23 protein-coding genes are annotated in these 21,325 nt (G+C 65.0%); 11 read left to right on the plus strand and 12 right to left on the minus strand.

Annotated elements, in window-relative coordinates; all coding sequences use genetic code 11:
- The first annotated feature begins 6 nt into the window (after positions 1-6).
- Positions 7-873 carry a hypothetical protein gene (locus QQW98_RS11580; protein ID WP_290135094.1) on the plus strand — a complete coding sequence of 289 codons (867 nt, stop codon included), beginning with the start codon at positions 7-9 and terminating at the stop codon, positions 871-873.
- Between the two features lie 44 nt (positions 874-917).
- Here the strand turns inward: QQW98_RS11580 and QQW98_RS11585 are convergent, their stop codons facing one another.
- On the minus strand, positions 918-1,793 hold the full coding sequence (locus QQW98_RS11585) for an IS1595 family transposase (protein WP_290135095.1): 876 nt from the start codon (positions 1,791-1,793) through the stop codon (positions 918-920).
- Between the two features lie 84 nt (positions 1,794-1,877).
- Between QQW98_RS11585 and QQW98_RS11590 the strand changes: the two genes are divergently transcribed.
- Positions 1,878-4,184, plus strand: coding sequence for a patatin-like protein (locus QQW98_RS11590; protein WP_290136934.1), 2,307 nt, complete (start codon positions 1,878-1,880; stop codon positions 4,182-4,184).
- A 7-nt stretch (positions 4,185-4,191) separates the two neighbouring features.
- Here QQW98_RS11590 and QQW98_RS11595 read toward each other — a convergent pair whose 3' ends face one another.
- From QQW98_RS11595 to dnaK, 3 genes are all read right to left on the minus strand, one after another.
- Positions 4,192-4,659, minus strand: coding sequence for a low molecular weight protein-tyrosine-phosphatase (locus tag QQW98_RS11595; protein WP_290135096.1), 468 nt, complete (start codon positions 4,657-4,659; stop codon positions 4,192-4,194).
- On the minus strand, positions 4,656-5,789 hold the full coding sequence (gene dnaJ, locus QQW98_RS11600; RefSeq protein ID WP_290135097.1) for a molecular chaperone DnaJ: 1,134 nt from the start codon (positions 5,787-5,789) through the stop codon (positions 4,656-4,658). Before dnaJ ends, QQW98_RS11595 begins: the two co-directional genes overlap by 4 nt.
- An 87-nt stretch (positions 5,790-5,876) precedes the next feature.
- Positions 5,877-7,808 carry a molecular chaperone DnaK gene (gene dnaK / locus QQW98_RS11605; RefSeq protein ID WP_290135098.1) on the minus strand — a complete coding sequence of 644 codons (1,932 nt, stop codon included), beginning with the start codon at positions 7,806-7,808 and terminating at the stop codon, positions 5,877-5,879.
- Positions 7,809-7,979: 171 nt separating this feature from the next.
- Between dnaK and QQW98_RS11610 the strand changes: the two genes are divergently transcribed.
- The 4 genes from QQW98_RS11610 to QQW98_RS11625 all read left to right on the plus strand — a co-directional run bounded on the left by QQW98_RS11610 (position 7,980) and on the right by QQW98_RS11625 (position 10,714).
- Positions 7,980-8,465 (plus strand): copper chaperone PCu(A)C, encoded by a 486-nt coding sequence (locus QQW98_RS11610; RefSeq protein ID WP_290135099.1) that lies wholly within the window; start codon positions 7,980-7,982, stop codon positions 8,463-8,465.
- Complete coding sequence (locus tag QQW98_RS11615) at positions 8,465-8,968, plus strand: vgr related protein (protein ID WP_290135100.1); 504 nt, start codon at positions 8,465-8,467, stop codon at positions 8,966-8,968. The genes QQW98_RS11610 and QQW98_RS11615 overlap by 1 nt, the downstream gene beginning before the upstream one ends.
- 340 nt (positions 8,969-9,308) lie before the next feature.
- Positions 9,309-10,244 carry a PrnB family protein gene (locus QQW98_RS11620; protein WP_290135101.1) on the plus strand — a complete coding sequence of 312 codons (936 nt, stop codon included), beginning with the start codon at positions 9,309-9,311 and terminating at the stop codon, positions 10,242-10,244.
- Positions 10,245-10,285: 41 nt separating this feature from the next.
- Positions 10,286-10,714, plus strand: a complete 429-nt coding sequence (locus QQW98_RS11625) for a hypothetical protein (RefSeq protein WP_290135102.1) — start codon at positions 10,286-10,288, stop codon at positions 10,712-10,714.
- On the opposite strand, the gene grpE is transcribed toward QQW98_RS11625, so the two are convergent.
- Together grpE and hrcA are read right to left on the minus strand one after the other, a co-directional pair.
- Positions 10,711-11,298 (minus strand): nucleotide exchange factor GrpE, encoded by a 588-nt coding sequence (gene grpE / locus QQW98_RS11630; protein WP_290135103.1) that lies wholly within the window; start codon positions 11,296-11,298, stop codon positions 10,711-10,713. The genes QQW98_RS11625 and grpE overlap by 4 nt on opposite strands.
- A gap of 18 nt (positions 11,299-11,316) precedes the next feature.
- On the minus strand, positions 11,317-12,375 hold the full coding sequence (gene hrcA / locus QQW98_RS11635; RefSeq protein WP_290135104.1) for a heat-inducible transcriptional repressor HrcA: 1,059 nt from the start codon (positions 12,373-12,375) through the stop codon (positions 11,317-11,319).
- Positions 12,376-12,508: 133 nt separating this feature from the next.
- On the opposite strand from hrcA, the gene rph reads away from it, so the two are divergent.
- Both rph and rdgB read left to right on the plus strand, forming a co-directional pair.
- On the plus strand, positions 12,509-13,222 hold the full coding sequence (rph, locus tag QQW98_RS11640; protein WP_290135105.1) for a ribonuclease PH: 714 nt from the start codon (positions 12,509-12,511) through the stop codon (positions 13,220-13,222).
- Positions 13,219-13,848, plus strand: coding sequence for an RdgB/HAM1 family non-canonical purine NTP pyrophosphatase (rdgB, locus tag QQW98_RS11645; RefSeq protein ID WP_290135106.1), 630 nt, complete (start codon positions 13,219-13,221; stop codon positions 13,846-13,848). Before rph ends, rdgB begins: the two co-directional genes overlap by 4 nt.
- Here rdgB and QQW98_RS11650 read toward each other — a convergent pair whose 3' ends face one another.
- From QQW98_RS11650 to QQW98_RS11660, 3 genes are all read right to left on the minus strand, one after another.
- The gene (locus QQW98_RS11650) at positions 13,849-14,493 is read right to left on the minus strand and encodes a CAP domain-containing protein (RefSeq protein WP_290135107.1); all 645 of its coding nucleotides are present in this window, start codon (positions 14,491-14,493) and stop codon (positions 13,849-13,851) included.
- A gap of 142 nt (positions 14,494-14,635) precedes the next feature.
- Complete coding sequence (locus QQW98_RS11655; protein WP_290135108.1) at positions 14,636-15,100, minus strand: CAP domain-containing protein; 465 nt, start codon at positions 15,098-15,100, stop codon at positions 14,636-14,638.
- 114 nt (positions 15,101-15,214) lie between these two features.
- A complete protein-coding gene (locus tag QQW98_RS11660) occupies positions 15,215-15,709 on the minus strand; it encodes a CAP domain-containing protein (protein ID WP_290135109.1) in 495 nt (164 codons plus the stop codon).
- A gap of 91 nt (positions 15,710-15,800) precedes the next feature.
- Here QQW98_RS11660 and hemW point away from each other — a divergent pair, with 91 nt between their 5' ends.
- On the plus strand, positions 15,801-16,952 hold the full coding sequence (hemW, locus tag QQW98_RS11665; protein WP_290135110.1) for a radical SAM family heme chaperone HemW: 1,152 nt from the start codon (positions 15,801-15,803) through the stop codon (positions 16,950-16,952).
- The gene (locus QQW98_RS11670; protein WP_290135111.1) at positions 16,949-17,845 is read left to right on the plus strand and encodes a tyrosine recombinase XerC; all 897 of its coding nucleotides are present in this window, start codon (positions 16,949-16,951) and stop codon (positions 17,843-17,845) included. The genes hemW and QQW98_RS11670 overlap by 4 nt, the downstream gene beginning before the upstream one ends.
- A 3-nt stretch (positions 17,846-17,848) precedes the next feature.
- Here QQW98_RS11670 and gshB read toward each other — a convergent pair whose 3' ends face one another.
- From gshB to rsmI, 3 genes are read right to left on the minus strand one after another with little or no spacing between them, the layout of a single operon-like run.
- The gene (gene gshB / locus QQW98_RS11675) at positions 17,849-18,817 is read right to left on the minus strand and encodes a glutathione synthase (protein ID WP_290135112.1); all 969 of its coding nucleotides are present in this window, start codon (positions 18,815-18,817) and stop codon (positions 17,849-17,851) included.
- Between the two features lie 34 nt (positions 18,818-18,851).
- A complete protein-coding gene (locus QQW98_RS11680; RefSeq protein WP_290135113.1) occupies positions 18,852-19,202 on the minus strand; it encodes a YraN family protein in 351 nt (116 codons plus the stop codon).
- A complete protein-coding gene (gene rsmI, locus QQW98_RS11685) occupies positions 19,199-20,059 on the minus strand; it encodes a 16S rRNA (cytidine(1402)-2'-O)-methyltransferase (protein ID WP_290135114.1) in 861 nt (286 codons plus the stop codon). Before rsmI ends, QQW98_RS11680 begins: the two co-directional genes overlap by 4 nt.
- A 39-nt stretch (positions 20,060-20,098) precedes the next feature.
- Here rsmI and QQW98_RS11690 point away from each other — a divergent pair, with 39 nt between their 5' ends.
- Positions 20,099-21,271, plus strand: coding sequence for a penicillin-binding protein activator (locus tag QQW98_RS11690; RefSeq protein WP_290135115.1), 1,173 nt, complete (start codon positions 20,099-20,101; stop codon positions 21,269-21,271).
- Positions 21,272-21,325: the final 54 nt, after the last annotated feature.

The following is a 21,325-nucleotide window of genomic DNA, read 5'->3' on the forward strand; positions in this document are numbered from 1 at the left end:
GGGGGGATGGTTAAGTTGCGAACTTTCTGGCCTTACTTGGTGGGCTGCGCGGTATGGAGTGCGTGGATCATTGGCGGCGTTCTCGGGTGGCTGGGGAATGTGGACACCGCATGTCTTATCGTGGGTCGCCGCGCCGAGGAATGTGGGAGCGGGAAGGTGTTGAGCCTTCTAATTTCCCCGCCAGCATGGGTCTTGCTAATCGTTATTGCTGTAGGACTTTTCTTCTTCGCTTTGGGCGAGCGGAATCGTGTGCGTGCTCAGATCAGCGAACTTCGGAAACAGGACACAAATCAATATGCGCACGTGGTGCGCGATGAGACGAAAGCAGCCTTAAAGGAAGAACTTGAGACTATAGGTCGGGCTCGGAGGCAGGTTGAGGAGGTCGTCAAGCACATCAAAGAGGCGGATGCACTAGTCCGAGATCAGGAAAATGTTTTAGGCGTTATCAACGATGAATACGAATTGAGTAGCAAAATGACATATTTGCAAACCCGGTGGCTCGATTCAATTCAGAACGCTGACCGGACAGCCAACAATTATCACCTGCCTGATAGGCTAGATAAGTGGTTCAATGCAGCACACGCTCTCGCGCAAACATTAACTGGAATGGGAATACCTTGCCAAACGCCTTTCCCAGCCCCTCGTTACGACGAGAATCCGCTTGCCAAAGCTCCTAATGAACCAACTGAGGAAATCGATGAGAACCTCAATCGATACCGTAAGAGTTATGCTATGCATATCGCGCTGATGGAGAAGGCGGAGGCTCATCGGAAAAGTTTAGCCGACAAAATTCAGTCGTCCAAAGATAGCGGCGCTTTACGGAATGCAGTTTCTAAACTTCGGCAATATGAGAAAGATTATGGGATCAAATGAAGCGTTCGACCGCCTCTTAAGGGCGATGATGAAGGGCGACCCGCCTAGCGGGGGAAAGACACCATCAACTCCGAAAGCATCGTCTCGGGACGGTTCCGGCGATTGTGACGAAACTCAAACTCGCCAAGATACTTCGCCAGATGCTTAGCACTCACATGAATGTGGGTGCCATTGATGGACCGCTTTAGCTGCGCCCAGAACCCTTCCACGCTGTTCGTGGAAACGCCCAACTTGCTGACATACTCGCCAGCGGCATGGTTCACCCGCTTGTGCCAATAGCCGTTGAAACCGGAGAGATCGTCATAGGCAACGAACTCGTCTGTATGCACTTCGCTATGCGGCTTCACGTTGACCGTTACCGCGCCCATTAGCGAGGTACGGCGACGGTTCGGGACAACCCGCGTCACGATGTCCCCGCCGCGCTCCTTAATGCCGACGACAACTGTCTTGCCCTTGCCGCCATAGCCACCGGGGCGATGTCCGCCGATGAATGTCTCGTCTACTTCCACGGTCTTGAACGGCCCGCCTACAGGCTCGTCACCGTCCACCGCAGCCATATACTTGCGGATTTCGTGGCACATGCGCCACGCCGTCTTGTAGGTCACGCCGATCTGGCGCTCGACTTCCTTGGCGGCGACCCCGTTACGGGCCGTGGTGAACATGAACATCACATGGAACCAGTCGCGCAGGCTCGTGCGGGTGCGGTGGAAGGGCGTTCCGGCGGTCGGATAGACTTGGTGGCCGCAATGCTCGCAGGCGTAGGAGCGGCGGGCCTTCACGCGGTAAAACTGGGCATCCTTGCCGCACTTTTCGCACTCGTGACGTTCGCCGAACCGGACCAGCTTTAGATGCTCTAGGCAGCTATCTTCCGTAGGGAAGCGGTCTTGGAATTGGCGGAGCGTGGGGGCCTTCGTTTTCATACATATTGTATAGCAGGAAACCCTACTTGTCGCAAGGGGATAATCCCCTTGCCAATTGCTGCTATCCCCGCCACTGTGGGCTCGATGCGGCAAAAGGAACTCAGGATCGCGCTGGTCTGCTACGGCGGAGTGAGCCTTGCGGTCTATATGCACGGGGTCACGAAGGAGCTTTGGAAACTTGCGCGGGCCAGCCGGCAGTTCCACGGCGGCGCCGGCGAACTGACGCCGAGCGAGGCGATCTACCGCGAATTGCTGGAAACCGTGCAGGACAAAGGACTGCGGCTGCGCGTTTTGCCCGACATCCTGGCAGGCGCGAGCGCGGGCGGCATCAACGCGGTGTTCCTGGCGCAGGCGATCCATTCGGGCCAGTCGCTGGAGCCGCTGACCGACCTGTGGCTGGACCATGCCGATGTCGAACAGCTGATCGACGAGGAAGCGCGCCCGTGGTCGCGCGCCACCAAGTTCTGGGCCCAGCCGCTGGTCACCTGGCTGTTCACCCGGCCGGGCAACGCCGTGTCGGACAGTGTCGCGCCGGAAACACGGGCAGAGGTGCGGCGCAAGCTTTCCACCCTGATCCGCAGCCGCTGGTTCGCCCCGCCCTTCTCCGGCCTCGGCTTTTCGGACCTGCTCGCCGGGGCGCTGGTCGCCATGCGCGGGGCACCGGCGGGCGACCCGCTGTTACCGCCCGGCCACCCGCTCGACCTGTTCGTGACCGCGACCGATTTCCACGGCGCGCGTCAGCTTCTGCGCCTGCACAGCCCGCCAGTGGTGGAGGAGCGCGAGCACCGGATGCCCATCGGCTTCCACAAGCGCACGCCCAGCGGGCCGGGCGCGGCGCTGGCCCACCCGCTCGAACTTGTGATGGCCGCGCGTTCAACTGCCAGCTTCCCCGGGGCCTTCCCGCCGCTGGAGATTGCCGAACTCGACCGGCTGGCCGCAAAGCGCGACTGGGAATGGTCGGGCCGGGACGCTTTCCTGCGCCACATCATGCCCGGCCATTTCGCCGACCGCGATGTTGAAAAGGTCACGCTGATCGACGGGTCGGTGCTGGTCAACAAGCCTTTTGCGGAAGCGATGGGCGTGCTCGACATGCGGCCCGCCCAGCGCGAGGTCGACCGGCGTTTCGTCTATATCGACCCGCATCCCAAGACGGTGGCGATCACGGACGACAACCGAACGACCGGTTTCTTCCGTACCATCCTCGGCTCCCTGTCGGCGATCCCGCGCCAGCAGCCGATCCGCGACAACCTGGAAGCCTTGCAGGAGCAATCGCGGGAGGCGGAGCGGATGCGGCGCATCATCGCGTCCCTGCGCCCCGAAGTGGAAGGCGCTGTCGACCGCCTGTTCGGGCGCACGCTGTTCCTCGACAGGCCGACGACCAAGCGATTGAAGGCGTGGCGGGAAAAGGCGCAGCAGGTTGCGGCGGAAGGCGCAGGATATGCCTTCGTCTCTTATGCGGAAAGCAAGTTTGCCGGGATCGTCGACCGGCTGGCCGAAAGCATTGCCGCCGCCGCGCCGGAGGAGGAGCGGCCCGATGTCGCGGCCCTCTCCGCCCGCTTGCGGAGCGCGCTGGCAGGGGCGCAGGTCGACCGGCTCGCAACCGATGGCGGCGGGGCGAGCGTGGAAGCGATCGAGTTTTTCCGCTCGCACGATCTCGGTTTCCGCGTCCGCCGGCTGCGGTTGCTGGCGCGCAGGCTGGCGCGCGACTGGGAGGCCGATCCCGAGATTTCGGACGAGGCGCTCGATACGGCGCGCGATGCGGTTTACCGGATGCTTTCGCTTTATTTCGAGGCGGAGAAACGGCCCGCGGGCGATCCGTACTTTGCGCCGCTGGCAGCGGGGGCGCTGGAGGCGCCGCTCGCCGCGCTGGGCGCGCTGGCCGAGCGCCGCCGGCTGAAGCAGTGCGACGAGCAGGTCGAGGAAATGCTGGCCACGACGCTGGAGGAAATGCCCAAGAACCTGCGCCGGCGCATGCTGCTCACCTATCTCGGCTTCCCGTTCTATGACGTTGCGACCCTGCCGCTGATCAAGAACGAGGCGCTGACCGAGTTCGAGCCGGTCAAGGTCGACCGGATTTCACCGGAGGATGCGAAGTCGATCCGCGAAGGTGGCACGGCGGAGACCTTGCGCGGCACCGAGTTCTTCAATTTCGGCGCCTTCTTCAGCCGCGCCTATCGCGAAAACGACTATCTGTGGGGCCGCCTGCACGGGGCGGACCGGATGATCGACCTTGTTGCGTCGACCATGGACCACCGCCTGCCCGACGCGGCTTTCCACGATTTCAAGCGGCGGATGTTCATGGCGATCCTGGCGGAGGAGGAGCCGCGCCTGACCGCGGAACTGCGCCTCGTGCCCGGCCTGATGCACGAAGTGCAGGTGAAGCTGGGCTGACCGCGCCTTATCCCGCGGTTTCGGCAAAGAACTGCCGCGCCGCTTCGGACACCGTGTTCCATGTGTAGGCGAACATCTCCTCGTCCCCGTAATAGGGATCGATCACGCTCGCCCCGGCGCGGAATTCGACGAGATCGAGGAGGAGGCGCACTTCCGCCGTGGCGCCCGGCGGGGCCGTCGCTTCGAGATCGGCGAGGTTCTTGTCGTCCATCGCAAAGATATGGGTGAAGCGGTTGAAATCCCCTGGCGTCACCTGCCGCGCCCGCTGCTTGGAAATATCGACACCGCCTGCGCGCGCCGCCGCGATGGAGCGGGGATCGGGCGATTTGCCGACGTGCCAGGCGGCCGTGCCGGCGGAACCGATCTCGGCGTCCACCCCCGCACGGGTGGCTTCGGCGCGAAAGGCGCCTTCGGCGAGGGGGGAGCGGCAGATATTGCCGAGACAAACCAGCAGGATCGCCGGCCGGTCGCTCACGCGCCGAATGCGTCCTTCAGCTTGTCGAAGAAACCGCGACTGCCGGGGCACTCATCACCCGTCTCGGTCTCCTGGAATTCGCGCAGCAGTTCCTTCTGCTTCGCGCTAAGCTTCGTCGGCGTTTCCACGGTGACTTCCACCACCATGTCGCCCCGCCCGCGGCCTTGCAGCACCGGCATGCCGGCACCGCGCTTGCGCAACTGCTTGCCGGACTGGATGCCGGCGGGGATGTCGATCGTGTGGGTTTCCCCGTCCATGCCGGGGATTTCCAGCGTGCCGCCCAGCGCCGCACGGGTGAAGCTGATTGGCACCTGCGTCAGCAACGAGGTCCCGTCGCGCTGGAAGATCGGATGCGGGCGGACGTGGAGGAAGATGTAGAGGTCGCCCGGCGGTGAGCCCATCGGCCCCGCCTCGCCCTTGTCTGCCAGCCGGATGCGCGTTCCGTGATCGACACCCGGCGGGATGTCGACTTCCAGCGTCTGGACGGTATCGACCCGCCCTTCCCCGCGGCATTCGTGGCACGGCGTTTCGATGATCTCGCCGCGGCCGTGGCAGCTGGGGCACGGGCGTTCGACCATGAAGAAGCCCTGCTGCGCGCGGACCTTGCCGTGTCCGTGGCACAGGTTGCACTGGCGCGCCGAGGTACCGGGCTGCGCGCCGGAGCCGGAGCATGTGTCGCATGTCGCGGCGACTTCCACCTCGACCTGGGCGTCCTTGCCGTGGAACGCTTCTTCCAGCGTGATTTCCATGTCGTAGCGCATGTCCGCGCCGCGGCGCTGGCGTTGCCGCCCACCGCCGGCTCCGCCCCCGAAGGCGGACCCGAAGATGGTTTCGAACAGGTCGCCAAGGTCGCCGAAGTCTGCGTGGCCCGCCCCGCCGTGGCCGCCCGCCATGCCTTGCGCGAAGGCGGCGTGGCCCATCCGGTCATAGGCGGCCCGCTTCTGCGGGTCCTTCAGGACCTCGTACGCCGCGCCCACGGCCTTGAAGCGCGCTTCGGAATCGGCGCAGCCGGGGTTGCGGTCGGGATGGCACTGCATCGCGATCTTGCGATAGGCGGACTTGATCGTCGCGCCGTCGGCCGTGCGGGACACGCCGAGCAGTTCGTAGAAATCGGTTTCGGTCGTGAACACGTGTGTCAGAACCCCCAAACCATTCCGCCACCGGTACCGGACCCTGGGGGTCGCGGCACCGGTGGCGGGCCGGTTTCCATCGGGCGATTAGCCCTTGTTGTCTTCGTCGACTTCGGAGAATTCGGCGTCGACGACGTCTTCGTCGGCCGAGCTGTCGCCTGCCCCGGCACCGGCATCGCCCTCAGGCTGCGCGGCGGAGGCCTGCTCCTGCTCGTAGATCGACTGGCCCATCTTCATGGCGAGGTCGGTCAGCTTCTGGCTCTTTTCCTTGATCTGGTCCGTATCATCGGATTCGATCGCGGTCTTGGTTTCGGCGATGGCGGCCTCGATGTCGCTCTTCAGCGAGGCATCGATCTTGTCGCCATGCTCTTCCAGCTGCTTCTCGGTCGCATGGACCAGGCTGTCGGCATTGTTGCGGGCTTCGGCGCTTTCGCGGCGCTTCTTGTCTTCTTCCGCGAACTTTTCCGCGTCCTGCACCATCTGTTCGATGTCGCTGTCGGACAGGCCGCCCGACGCCTGGATGCGGATCTGCTGTTCCTTGCCGGTGCCCTTGTCCTTGGCCGACACGTTGACGATGCCGTTGGCGTCGATGTCGAACGTGACTTCCACCTGCGGCACGCCGCGCGGCGCCGGCGGGATGCCGACGAGGTCGAACTGGCCGAGCAGCTTGTTGTCGTGCGCCATCTCGCGCTCGCCCTGGAAGACCTTGATCGTCACCGCGTTCTGGTTGTCTTCCGCGGTGGAATAGACCTGGCTCTTCTTGGTCGGAATCGTCGTGTTGCGGTCGATCATCTTGGTCATGATGCCGCCCAGCGTCTCGATACCCAGCGAAAGCGGGGTCACGTCGAGCAGGAGCACGTCCTTGACGTCGCCCTGCAGCACGCCGGCCTGGATGGCGGCGCCCATGGCGACCACTTCATCCGGGTTCACGCCGGTGTGCGGCTTCGAGCCGAAGAACTGTTCCACCACGTCGCGCACCTTGGGCATGCGGGTCATCCCGCCGACCATGATGACTTCGTCGATCTCGTCCTTGGAGACGCCGGCATCGGCCAGCGCCTTCTTGCACGGCTCCAGCGTGCGCTGGATCAGGTCGCCGACCAGCTTTTCGAGGTCGGAGCGGCTGATCGTCTCGACCAGGTGCAGCGGGGTGGAGCTGCCACCCTCCATGCGCGCGGTGATGAACGGCAGGTTCACTTCCGTCGTCTGGCTGCTGGACAGCTCGATCTTCGCCTTTTCGGCGGCTTCCTTAAGGCGCTGCAGAGCGAGCTTGTCGCTCCTCAGGTCCATGTTTTCCTTCTTCTTGAACTGGTCGGCCAGCCATTCGACGATCGCCGCGTCGAAGTCTTCACCGCCGAGGAAGGTGTCGCCGTTGGTGGACTTCACCTCGAACACGCCGTCGCCGACTTCGAGGATGGAGATGTCGAACGTACCGCCGCCGAGGTCGTAGACCGCGATCGTCTTGTTCTCGTCCTTGTCCATGCCATAGGCGAGCGCCGCTGCGGTCGGCTCGTTGATGATGCGCAGCACTTCGAGGCCGGCGATCTGGCCGGCGTCCTTGGTTGCCTGGCGCTGCGCGTCGTTGAAGTATGCGGGGACGGTGATGACGGCCTGCGTCACGGTTTCGCCGAGATAGCTTTCGGCGGTTTCCTTCATCTTCTGCAGGATGAAGGCGGAAACCTGGCTGGGCGAATATTCCTCGCCGCCGGCTTCGACCCATGCGTCGCCGTTCTTGCCCTTCACGATGTCGTAGGGGACGAGATCCATGTCCTTCTTGGTCATCGGATCGTCGAACCGGCGCCCGATCAGGCGCTTGATCGCGAACAGCGTGTTGTCCGGGTTGGTCACTGCCTGGCGCTTGGCCGGCTGACCGATCAGTCGTTCGCCATCCTTGGTGAAGGCGACGATGGAAGGCGTGGTACGCGCGCCTTCGGAATTTTCGACGACCTTGGGCTTGCCGCCGTCCATGACGGCAACGCAGGAGTTCGTGGTGCCGAGGTCGATACCGATAACTTTAGCCATGTTTCCCCATTCCTGGTTTCATTTGGTTGGACGCCGCCGCGTTGCCCCTCCCGTCAACGGCAAGAGGCGCTTGGACAGCTCGATTGTGAGGCGGATATAGGTGCGGTTTTCCTTGGCACAAGAGACGCGTCTGGCTAGTCCCGGATTGGAATTGACCGGATGGGGAATACGATGCGTAAAACGATTTTTGCCGCCCTCGCACTGGGTGCGGGCTCGCTGGCGCTGACCGCTTGCGGCAGCGAAGAAGCACCGGTGGAACAGGCCCCCGCCGATACGGTGGAGGGCTTCGAAGTGTCCAATGCGCGGCTGATCCTGCCAGCTGTGGCGGGCAATCCGGCGGCGCTGTATTTCGACCTTTCCTACAATGGCGAGCGCGGCATTGCGCTGCGCGGCCTGGAGGTGGAAGGCGCCGCCAATGCCGCGCTGCACGAAATGGTCGAATGGGCCGGCGAGATGGAAATGAACGAGATGGGACCGATGGCGATGCAGCCGGGCGACAATGTCTCGTTCGAACCGGGCGGCAAGCACGGCATGGTCTTCGAACTGCCCGATACGGTGAAGACTGGCGATACGGTTACCGCCCGCATCGTCTTCGCGCGCGGCAACAAGCACGCGTTCGAAGCCGAAGTGCGCGATGCCGGAGACGACCGCAACTGATGGAAATCGATGCGCAGGACAGCACGGTCTGCCCGGTCGGCGGGGAACGCCGCCTGACCGAAGGCGAGATCGCGCTGGCGCAGGGCGTCTTCGGCAACGCCATCGCCTATGACAAGGTCACCATCCGGCGCAGGAAGTGGTTTCCGCTCCAGCCGCGCCGGGTGGTCATGGCCCCGCGCGGGCACCTGCATTTCCACCCCGGTGGGGAGGATTACTGCGACGACTTTTCTTCCGCATCGCTGACGCGGCAGGGCCTGTTCGTCCACGAGATGACGCATGTGTGGCAGACCCAGCAGAAGGGCGAATGGTACCTGCCCCTGCGCCGCCATCCGTTCTGCCGCTACGACTATGCGCTGAAACCCGGCTGGTCGCTGGAGCGATACGGCATCGAACAACAGGCGGAAATCGTCCGCCACGCCTTCTTGCTTAGGAACGGCGCCCGCCTTGCCGGCGCGGTCGACCCTGCGCCGTACGACCTCCTTGTGCGGTTTCCGGGCACCTGATTTCCACTGTTCCGGCGTGCGCGGCACGCCCGCAAGCTTGTGCAGGATAGTTTCATTCGATACCGGATGTGCCACCGGTCGGCCCAACCCGCGACCGGACCACAGGCACAATCATGGAGCTTGAAGACTACGGTATGAGCCGCGAGCGCGGCTATCTTTCGCATTACGAAATCGACCAGATCGCGCTGCCGGAACGGTTTGCCCCCATCCTGGATGCGGCAGGGCGACTATCGGCCCTGATCACCAGCGGCAGGGTCCGCCACTGGCTTGACGCATTGCCCGACCCCGACATTGCCGATTGGGCCGAAAGCGCCCCGGAAGAGGAAGTGCGTACCGCGAGGTGCATTACTCCTTCCTGGTGCAGGCCTATGTCTGGGGAGAGGCCACCCCGCCGCCGCACTTGCCCGCAAACCTCGCCCGTCCGATGTGCGCGCTTGCCGACCGGCTGGGACAGGCCCCGCTGCTGCCCTATTCCGCCTATGTGCTGGATAACTGGTACCGAATCGACAAATCTGGGCCCATCGATCTCGATAACATCGCCATGTTCCAGAACTTCGCCGGGGGCGAGGACGAAAACTGGTTTGTGCTGGTCCACGTTGCCATCGAAGCCGAGGCCGGCGTGTTGCTGGACAATGCGGCAAGGCTGGTCGACGTTTGTGAGAATGGCAACGAGGCGGAAGCGGAACGTCTCCTGCGCGAAATGTTCGAAGCGTGGGAACGCATCTACGGCCACTTCGCCCGGATGCTCGAACGCTGCGATCCCTATGTCTATTTCCACCGCGTGCGCCCCTATATCCATGGCTGGGCGAACAACCCGGCGCTGGACGGTGGCGGCCTGATCTATGACGGTATGGACCGTTACGAAGGCAAGCCGCAGGCATTCAGGGGCCAGACCGGATCGCAGTCCAGCATCGTTCCGGCGATGGATGCGCTGTTCGGCGTGGGCCATAGCGACGACCCGCTGAAAAGCTTCCTCGACGAACTGCACCGGTATCGCCCCGTTCCCCACCGCCGCTTTATCGAGGACCTGGCGGAGCGTTCCACACTGCGCGCCTTAGTGACCGCGTCGGACAACCAGGGGTTGAAAGACGCCTTCAACGCCTGCCTCGAGCAATCCGCCCGCTTCCGTACCCGTCATCTCGAATACGCGGCGAGTTACATCAACAAGCAGGCCGGCAGCATTGCGGGCAATGATCCTGACGTCGGAACCGGCGGCACGCCTTTCATGAAATATCTGAAAAAGCACCGCGACGAGAACGCGGCGCAAGTGCTGTGATGATTAGCTGATTTTCAGGGATTATCCGGCATGGATGACCAATGTCGGACATGACGGATAATCCCGAGATCGCCTTTGCTGTTGCGCGCAGTCATTTCATCGATGCGTTCAGCGCGGTGGAAGCAGCCGTTATCAAGAGGCTCCGTGCCCTCGGTATCGAGCCGAAAGCGCAGTTCGCCCAGAATTTGAGATCGCTAGCGAGCGCAAAGCCTTCTCCGCAATATGCGAAGTTGATCAAAGCCGAGGTCGACCAGTGCTTGCAGGACCTGGAGCATTTACGGGATCTGCGATGCGACATCGCTCACGGACAGCTTACGCGTATTACTGTAAACGGCGCGCCAGCAGCCCTGTTTCCAAATCCGCAAAAGTCCACCCGCTTCGCAGCACAGGCTAGCATTATCAGTCTGGACCGACTGAAGGCAGCCCGAACCGAGTTGCAAGCACTTGCCGCGAAGATTGGCCCGGATTAGCCCGGCTTCTTCGCCACGCCGACCATGGCCGGGCGGAGAAGCCGGTCCTTGATCATGTAGCCGGCCTGCATTTCCTGCACGATGGTGCCTTCCTCGGCATCGTCGGTCGGGACTTCCATCATCGCCTGGTGCTGGTTCGGGTCCAGCGGCAGGCCCATTGCGGCGATCCGGGTGATTCCGTTCTGGCCGAACACCTTTTCCAGCTCGCGCTGGGTTGCCTGGATACCGGTGACGAGGCCCTTGAACTTGCTGTCTTCGCGCAAATCCTCCGGGATAGACTGGATCGCCCGGTCGAGATTGTCTGCTACCGACAGAATGTCGCGGGCGAAGCCGGTCGCGCCGTAAGCGCGCGCGTCCTGGATGTCCTTTTCCAGCCGGCGGCGCACGTTCTGCGTGTCGGCGCGGGCATAGAGCACGTCCTGCTTCGCGGCCTCCAGTTCCTCTCGCAGCGCGGCGAGTTCGCTTGCGCTGTCGCCTGCATCGTTGTCGCTCCCGTCGCTCGCAGTGTCGAGCATCTCTTCCGGCACGCCGGCCAGTTCTTCCGCCACCGCGGGGTCTTCGTGCTCGCGCTTGGTATCGTCCATGTCGTTCGTTTTTCCAGATTATCCGATCAATTTGCCCAGTGAGCGGGCCGTGAAATCCACCATGGGGACCACTCTTGCGTAATTCAACCGCGTCGGGCCGATCACCCCCAGTACGCCGACCACCTTGCCCTCGCGGTCGCGATAGGGCGAAGCGATCACGGACGAGCCGCTGAGCGCGAAGAGGCGGTTTTCGCTGCCGATGAAAATGCGGGTGGCTTCCGCCTCGCGCGCGTTCTCCAGCAATTCGACGACCGACTGCTTGCTTTCGAGGTCGTCGAGCAGCTGGCGCACGCGGTCGAGATCGGCGATGGCCGCCTCGTCCAGCAGCTTGGACTGGCCGCGCACGATCAGCACGGGGCGCTCGTCCGCATCCTTGCTCCACGTCGCGATGCCGCGCTCCACCAGGCTGCGGCTGGCATCGTCGAGCGCGCTGCGGCCGGACAGGATTTCGCTTTCGATCGCCCGCGTCGCTTCCGCCAGCGTCCGCCCCTTCAGCCGGGCGCTGATGTAGTTGGCCGCCTGCTCCATCGCGCTGGCCGGGGTGCCGGGCGCGATGGCGAGCACGCGGTTCTCGATGTGGCCGTCCTCGCCCACCAGCACCGCCAGCGCCTGTTCGCGCGACAGGGGAACGATGCTCATCTGCGCAACCCGCGGTTCCCGGCGCGGCACCATGACGAGGCCGGCGCCCGCCGTAAGGTCGGACAGGAGCGCGCTGGTGCTTTCGAGCGCGGCCTCGATCGGGCCGGCCTCGGACAGGCGGCTTTCGATGGCGGCCCGCTCGCTCGCGGTGGGCTCTGCCACCTGCATCATCCCGTCGACGAACAGGCGCAGGCCGCTCTCGGTGGGAACGCGGCCGGCGCTGGTATGCGGCGCAGCGAGGAGGCCCATGCGTTCGAGGTCTGCCAGCACGGAGCGGATCGAGGCGGGGGACAGCTCGACCCGGCCATCATCTGCGAGCGTTTTGGAGCCCACCGGCTGCCCGCTCGCCAGATAGGCTTCGGCGACGAGGCGGAAGATCCCGCGCGCACGCTCTGTCATCTCGGATACGGGCATTGTGGATACGGGCAGGTCGGCCATCGCCTTAGCTTGTAGGCATTGGCGCGCAGAACTCCAACCTTCGCGGGCGCGCGCCCTTCCCTTTCGCCGCCCGTCGACTATGGGCAATGGCAACGCCCACGCGCAGGCCGATCTGCGCTTAACGGAGAATACCATGCGACCTTCAGGCCGTGCCCCCGACGAAATGCGCGCCATCACCATCGAAACCGGTTTCACCAAGCATGCCGAAGGGTCCTGCCTGGTCTCCTTCGGCGAAACCAGGGTGCTGTGCACCGCCAGCATCGAAGAACGGATCCCGCCGTGGCTGCGCGGGAAGGGCGAAGGCTGGGTCACCGGCGAATATTCGATGCTCCCCCGCGCCACCCACACGCGCGGAATGCGCGAAGCGGCCAAGGGCAAGCAGAGCGGGCGGACGCAGGAAATCCAGCGCCTGATCGGCCGCTCCTTGCGCGCCGTCACCGACCTCAAGAACCTGGGCGAGCGGCAGATTACCCTCGACTGCGATGTCATCCAAGCCGACGGCGGCACCCGAACGGCTTCCATCAGCGGCGCGTGGGTCGCCCTGCGCCTGGCGGTCAACACGCTGATGGAACAGGGTTCGATCACGCAGGACCCGCTGACCGGCAAGATCGCCGCGATTTCCTGCGGCATCTACAAGGGCAATCCGGTGCTCGACCTCGATTACGACGAGGATTCCAGCGCCGACGCCGATGCCAATTTCGTCCTCATCGAAGGCGGCCAGATCGCCGAAGTGCAGGCGACAGCGGAAGGGGCGACCTATGACGAGGAAGGCCTGCTGCGTCTCCTGCGACTTGCCCGCATCGGATGCGACCGCATCTTCGCGGCACAGGACGAAGCGACCCGATGACCCGGCGCCTCGGCTCCGGCAAGCTGGTGATTGCCACGCATAATGCGGGCAAGCTGAAAGAGATTTCGGCCCTTCTCGCACCGCACGGCGTATCCTGCATCTCGGCCGGATCGCTCGGCCTGCCGGAGCCGGCGGAAACCGGCACCACCTTCGTCCAGAACGCCCTGATCAAGGCCCGCGCCGCTGCCGAGGCGAGCGGGATGCCGGCGCTCGCCGACGACAGCGGGCTTGCCGTCGATGTGCTGGACGGGCGGCCCGGGGTCTACACCGCCGACTGGGCCGAACGGCAATGGTTCGAAGGCCAGGCCGGGCGCGACTGGTACATGGCGATGGGCAAGGTCGAAGGCTTGCTCAGCGAAAAAGGCCCTGGTGTCGATCGCAGCGCCACCTTCCACTGCGCGCTCGCGCTGGCGTGGCCGGACGGGGAGCAGGCCGTTTATGAAGGCACCGCGCCGGGATCGCTCACTTGGCCGCCGCGCGGGGAAATGGGCTTTGGCTACGACCCCGTCTTCGTACCGCACGGCCGCGAGCAGACTTTCGCGGAGATTGCACCGGAAGAAAAACATGCCATCAGCCACCGTGCCGACGCATTTGCCAAGCTGGTCGGCGAACAGTTCGGCGGCTGATCAGTAGGCGAACTGCCCCACCATATTGCCGGGCGGGGCATAGCGGCACACGACTACGTCGCGCCCGCCCCCGGTCGCCAATCCGCAGCCCAGCCGGGTCGTGTCGCGCCAGATGAGCTGCGTGTAATGGCCCACGTCCCCCCAGTTGCCGGTCTTGCTCACATAGGGGAAGCGGTCGTGGATGTAGTACTGCTTCTCGTCGATCCACGCGCCGGCCATGTCGCCATAGCTGAACCGGCTCGCGGTGCCGGCCCACAGGTTTTCCCCCTGCCCTTCGCGCTCGCCGGAAGGGCTGTGCTGGAACTGTCCCGTGGCGGCCAGTTTCTCGGCGTAGGCCTGGGCCTGCTCGACGAGCTTGTCGTCCTGAACCAGAGCGGGCGTGCCGACTTCGCCTCGGGCCGCGTTGTGAAGCCGGAGCATCGCCGCGCCGAAGGATTCGTCACCCGCGCCGGTGGTGCCGGTGGGCGAAGGGCTGGGCGACGGACTGGGATCGCCGGGGCCCGACAGGACGGGCGTCAGGCCCGGATTGCCGGATGCCGTCGGCGTGGGAGTGCCGCCGGACGATCCTCCTCCGCCGCACCCGCTCAGGCTTGAAGCGACGACAAGTGCGAGTGCAATTTTCGATGAATGGCGACCGATCCTCATGTCCACTCTCGTGCCGCCCCCACGATGAATGGCGGGGCAACGATCACGGTAAACGACGCGGTGTCAAGCCCGCTCGTCGTGCTTCGGAAACTGGTGGCAGGCGTGCCGAGCGAAAAGCGCGGCAAGCCGCTGCCGCAAGGTGTCAGCCGACGACGATGCCGTTGACGTTGCCTGTGGGGGCATAACGGCAGACAAGGTAATCGTCGCTGGCATTGCTCGCCATCGCGCAGCCGACCTCGGTCGTCGCGGGCCAGATGATCTGCGTGTAGTGGCCCACGTCCATCCAGTTGCCCGTCGTGCTGACATCGGGGAACTGGCCTTTGCGGAAATAGCGCTTCTCCTCGACGAACGTGCCGAGCATGAAGGACACCGGGAAGCGTCCACGCGTACCGCGCCAAAGATTTTCACCATTGCCGAAGCGGTCATCGAACGCCGCGTGTTCGAAGCGGCCGGACGAGGCGAGCTCGGCTGCGTAGTCGGCTGCCTGCGCTGCCAGCGTCGCGTTCCACAGCAGGTCGGGCAGGCCCACTTCGGCGCGCGCGGCATTGTGGATCGAGAGGACCCGGTCCTGGAAGCCCGGTGTGGCGATCGCGCCTTGTGTGCGCATCGGTGCCGCGTCGGTGCACCCGGCGGTCGCAGTTATGGCCAGGCTGGCGACAAGGGTTCGAAAGGCGTTCATCGGCATTTCCCCGCCGGCAAAAGCCGGTAATACCGCAGGATATCAGCCGACCGGCTGACCGTAAACATTGCCTGCCGGCATGTAACGGCAGACGAGGAAATCGTTGCCTTGCTCGCGTGCGATGGCGCAGCCGAGCTCGCGCGTCTGCGGCCAGATGATCTGCGTATAGTGGCCCACGTCGGACCATTGCCCGGTGGTGGAGACATCGGGGAAATTGCCCGCGTGGAACATGCGCCGTTCCTGCAGGAAGCCGTCGATCATCTGCGCGGGGCTGTAATACCCGGCGGAGCCTGCCCAGAGGATCTCCCCTGCCCCGCCGCGCTGGGCGCGGGTCGAATGGCGCATCGTGTTGCTGCGCGCCAGTTCGTCGGCCCAGACCTGCGCTTCGCGCGCCAGCTTGCCGCTCCACGACAGACGGGCGAGCCCGAAACGGGCGCGTTCGCGGTTGTGTTGTCGAGGATCGTCGCAGCGACATTGCGCGCGCCGTTGGCCTCTGCCCGAGGGACTGCAAGCGCGCCCACGACAAGTGCGATACACAGAATGAATGCGCCGAATGACGCAATGACCCGTCCCGTTCCCATGCCGAGGAACTTGACGCGCGGGGACTTAACAAAGACTGGAAGCCGCAATGGCGCGTGCACTCTACATCCACTGGCCCTTCTGCCTGGCGAAATGCCCCTATTGCGACTTCAACAGCCATGTACGCGAACGGATCGACGCGGACGGTTTCGGCGCGGCGCTGCTAGCAGACATGCTATACGAGGCACGACTTGCGGCGACCGAGCCGCTGACGTCGATCTTTTTCGGCGGCGGCACGCCATCCCTGATGCCCCCTGCGCTGGTCGGGCACTTGCTGGCAGAGGCCGAGAAACTGTGGGGCTTCGATCCAGCGATCGAGATCACTCTGGAAGCCAACCCGTCCTCGGTAGAAGCGGCCAATTTTTCCACCCTCGCCGCTGCCGGCATCAACCGCGTTTCGCTTGGGCTACAGGCGCTCGATGACCGGACGTTGCAATTTCTCGGGCGGCTTCACGGTGTGGAAGAGGCGCTTGCTGCGCTGGACGTCGCGCAGAAGCATTTCGACCGCGTAAGCTTCGACCTCATCTACGCACGGCCCGGCCAAGCGGCGCAGGAATGGGAGGCGGAACTGCGCCGCGCCCTCTCTTTCGGCACGGGGCACCTTTCGCTGTACCAGCTTACGATCGAGCCCGGCACCCGCTTCGCAACGCTGGTTCGCAAAGGCGAACTGGTGCCGCTGGACGATGATGCGGCGGGTGATCTCTACGCACTGACCGCCGAAGTGACAGGCGCTGCCGGCCTGCCCGCTTACGAGATCAGCAATCACGCCCGCCCGGGAGAGGAAAGCCGGCACAATCTCGCCTATTGGCGCTATGACGATTACGTCGGCGTCGGCCCCGGCGCGCATGGGCGGCGGAACGGGTTCGCAACCCAGCGGCACCGTAAGCCGGAGAATTTCGTCGCCGCAGTAGAGCGCAATGGCCACGGCCTTGCGGAAGAGCGCGCCCTCGGTTTGCGAGAGCAGGCGAGCGAGGCGCTGCTGATGGGCCTGCGCCTGCGCGAAGGTGTAGACCTGTCTGCCCTTGCCGCACGTTTCGGCCTTGCGCGCCCCGCGCTGATCGATCTGGAGCGGGTGGCGTTCTACCGCGATCTCGGCATGGTCTGGGAGCGCGGCGGAAGCATCGGCGTGAGCCCCGAAGCGATGCCCCTGCTCGATGCGCTGCTTGCCGAGCTGGTTCCGGCGGAGCTGGTAATGCCATGACCTCGGGCGGGCTGGTGGCACAGTGGCAGCATTATCTGGCGGAAAATCGCCGCCGGTCCCCTCACACCGTGCGAGCCTATGCCGCCGGTGCCCAGCGGCTGGTCGAGCGATTGGGACTGTCCGATTGGAACGCGGTGGCCGATCTGACCGCCAGAGACCTGCGCGGCCAGCTTGCCGCGCGGCGAGCTGAAGGCATCGCGAACACTTCTGCCGCGCGAGAGCTCTCGGCGCTCAAGGGCTTCATATCCTTTGCCCGCCAGCAGGTCGGCAGGGACGATGCCGATGCGCCGCGCCTGCGCGGTCCGCGTGTGAAGAAGGGGCTTCCCCGCCCCGTCACGCCCGACGATGCCGTGGGCCTTGCGGAAACGGTCCGGGAACAGGCGCGCGAGGAATGGATCGGCGTGCGCGACGCGGCAGTGCTGATGCTGCTTTATGGCGCGGGCATGCGCGTGGCGGAGGCCTTGTCGCTGACGGGGGCGGACCTGCCACTCGGCGAACAACTGACCGTAACAGGAAAGGGCGGCAAGCAGCGCGTCGTTCCGCTCCTGCCCGCCGTGCGCGATGCGGTGGCGGAGTACGCGCGGACGGTGCCGTTTACCCTGCTGCCGGAGAAGGCGCTGTTTCGCGGGGCACGTGGCGGCGCTCTCGGCCAGGGCGCAGTGCAGAAGGCGACCGCCAGGGCGCGGCAGATTCTCGGCCTGCCGGCAACGGCGACCCCCCATGCCTTGCGCCACAGCTTCGCCACACACCTGCTCGGTGCCGGGGCGGACCTTCGCAGCCTGCAGGAACTGCTCGGCCATGCAAGCCTGGGTTCGACGCAGATCTACACCAAGGTCGATGCCGCGAAGATCCTCGACAGCTACCGTTCCGCCCATCCGCGCGAGCGGGACTGACCGTCACATCGCCGCGTGGCGGCGCTCCAGCGCGTCCCAGATCAGTCCGGGCGTGTCTGTGCCGTTGAACTTGTCGATCGCCACGATGCCGGTGGGGGACGTCACGTTGATTTCGGTCAGCCATTTGCCGCCGATCACGTCGATGCCGACGAAGACCAGCCCGCGCTTCTTCAATTCCGGCCCCATCGCCGCGCAAATCTCCTGCTCGCGATCGGTCAGTTCGGCGGCTTCGGCGTGGCCACCCTGCGCGAGGTTGGAGCGGAACTCGCCTTCGCCCGGGAAGCGGTTGATCGCACCGGTGACTTCGCCGTCGACGAGGACGATCCGCTTGTCGCCTTCCGCCACTTCGGGAAGGAAAGGCTGCACCATGTGCGGCTCGGGCCAGGTCTGGTTGAAGACCTCGCTCAGCGCCGACAGGTTCGTGCCATCCTCGTCGATGCGAAAGATCGCTTTCCCGCCATTGCCATGGAGGGGCTTCACCACCACCGCGCCATGCAACTTGCGGAATTCGGCGAGGTCCGACAGCTGCCGCGCGATCAGCGTCGGCGGCATGAAGCGCGCATAATCGAGCACGAACATCTTTTCCGGCGCGTTCACGACTTCGCGCGGATCGTTGGCGACCAGGGTGGTCCCTTTCAGGCGGTCGAGCAGGAATGCGGCGCTGATGTACCCTAGGTGGAACGGCGGGTCCTGCCGCATCAGCACCACGTCGATGTCGCAGGCAAGGTCGATCCGGCGTCGCTCGCCCATGGTGAAATGGTCGCCTTCCACCTGCTGGACCGTAACCGGGGCGGCGTGCGCGGTGATCCGGCCGGACGGAGTGCCATCGGTCTCGTAAGCGAGCGAGCCGACGTCGTAGTGCCACACCTCGTGCCCCCGTGCCTGTGCGGCCAGCATCAGCGCAAAGCTGCTGTCACCGGCTATGTTGATGCCGTCCAGCGGGTCCATCTGCACTGCGACGCGTAAGGCCATGATCATCTCCGTTCGTCCCGAGACCGCCGGTGGGTCAGGGTTGCCAGGCGTTGGCGATGTGGCGGGGAAAGCGGCCGGGCGCAAGCAGGATCACGTCGAGCCGTATGTCTTCGCCGTCAGTAGCATATTCGTGGGCGACGGCCTCCACCGCGGCAGCGACGCGGGCCAGGCGCTGCTCGTCGATGGCTTCGTCGAGTGCGGCAGAGGACTTGCGCCACTTGACCTCGATAAAAGCGATCAGCTTGCCCCGCCGTGCGATAAGGTCGATTTCGCCGAGCGGCGTCTTGCGCCGCCGCGCGAGGATCGACCAGCCTTTAATCTGTAGCCAGAGCGCGGCGCGATCCTCCCCGTCCCGCCCGCGCCGCTCGGCAATCTGCCGCTTCATTTGGCGCGGAGCTCCATCGCGCGCGCATACAGCGTCTTGCGGTCGAGGCCGGTCGCCTTGGCCACCTGCGCCGCCGCCCGCGAAGCCTTTTGCGTCTGAAGGGCTTCGAGCAACAGCGCGTCCGCATCCTCGGCCGACGCCGCTTCGGCAACCGGCGGTCCGATCAGGAGAACGATTTCGCCCTTTGGCGGATGGTCGGCGTAGTGGGTATGGAGGTCTGCCGCGCTGCCGCGCCGGCATTCCTCGAATTTCTTGGTGAGTTCCCGCGCGACAGCCACTTCGCGCGACGGGAATTGCCGCTCGATTTCCGCCAGGGACTTCAACAGTCGCGGGGCGGTATCGAAGAACACAAGCGTTGCCGGAATGCCCGCCAGCTCCGCCAGCGTGTCGGCGCGGGCCTTGTCCTTGGCGGGCAGGAATCCGGCGAACAGGAAGCGGTCGTTGGGCAGGCCCGACAGGGTCAGGGCCGCGACCGGTGCGCTCGGTCCGGGCAGGGTGGTGACATAATGGCCCGCCGCCTGTGCATCCCGCACCAGTCGATAGCCCGGATCGGAAACCAGCGGCGTGCCCGCATCGCTTGCCAAAACCACGACGCGGTCGGCCAGCGACGCGACCAGTCGCGCCCGGTCCTTTTCGCCGGCATGGTCGTCGTAACGCCACAACGGCTTCGAAATGCCGAGGTGTTTCAGGAGCTTGCCTGTGACGCGCGTATCCTCGCACGCAACCCCGTCGCACGCTTCCAGCACCGCGACGCCGCGCCGGTTGATATCGCCGAGATTGCCAATCGGGGTGGCCAGTATATACAGCCCGGGTGTGAGGGGACCGGTCTCGGTCTCGATTTCGGGCGCATCGGTCACGGCGCGCCTTGTGACGATTTTACGCGGGAGCGGCAAGTTATGCGTTTTGGGGTCGACAGGCGGTTTTTCGTAACGGCGGGGCTTGGGCTTGCGCTGGGTGGATGTGCGGTCATCCCGAAAGTCGACGCGGGCACGGCGTCCGATGGCGGCTCCGGAGCCACGACGGCACCCACCGGGCCGACCGCCGGGGCCCTGCCTTCGGGCGACGAGACGCGGCACCGCATCGCCCTGCTCGTGCCCATGACCGGTGCCAATGCCGACACCGGTCAGGCGATCGCCAACGCCACCACCACCGCGCTGCTCGATACCAATGCCAGCAATCTGCGCATCACCACCTACGATACCGGGACGGGTGCAGGCAGCGCCGCCGCCCGCGCGATTGCCGATGGCAACAAGCTGATCCTCGGACCGCTCCTGTCGGAAAACGTCGGCGCGGTCCTCGCCCAGGCGCGCCCGGCTGACGTGCCGCTGATCACCTTTTCCAACGACATAACCCAAGCCGCGCGCGACGTGTTCGTCATGGGCGTCCTGCCGGGCCAGTCGGTGCAGCGCACGGTCGATTACGCGCGCAGCTCCGGCAATTCGCGCTTCGCTGCCCTGATCCCGGACGGCGAATACGGCCGACGCGCCGAACTCGCCCTGCGCGACGTGCTCGAGGCTAACGGCGGCCAGTTGGTCGCGCTGGAGCGTTACGAGCGTGGCACCAGCTCCATCGCCGATGCGGCGCAGCGCCTGCGCAATCGCGGCGGGTACGACGCCGTCCTGATCGCCGATACGCCGCGCCTGTCGATCACGGCAGCCGGTAACGTGCGCGGCAATGCCAGCGTCCGCATCCTCGGCACCGAGTTATGGGGCGGCGATGCCAACATCGCCAACGCCAGCGCGCTCGACGGGGCGTGGTTCTCCACGGTGTCGGACCGCCGCTTCCGGCGCTTCTACGACAGCTACCAGCAGCGTTTCGGCAGCGCACCGCCGCGCATCGCAACGCTCGGCTACGATGCCGTGCTGCTCACGCTCAACGTGGCGCAGGACTGGCGCGTCGGCCGCGATTTCCCGCGCTCCGCCCTCACCGACAGCGACGGCTTCCTCGGCCTTGACGGTGCGTTCCGTTTCGACCGCAACGGCGTGATCGAGCGTGCGATGGAAGTGCGCCAGGTGCGCGGCGGCGAAGTCACGGTGGCAAGCGAGGCGCCGACCACTTTCGCCGACTGACGATAACTCGGCCCGCCCAACTTGAGCGCTGCGGCGGGCGGGCGCATAGCGACC

This window comes from Alteriqipengyuania flavescens, from assembly GCF_030406725.1.
Classification (GTDB): domain Bacteria; phylum Pseudomonadota; class Alphaproteobacteria; order Sphingomonadales; family Sphingomonadaceae; genus Alteriqipengyuania_B; species Alteriqipengyuania_B flavescens.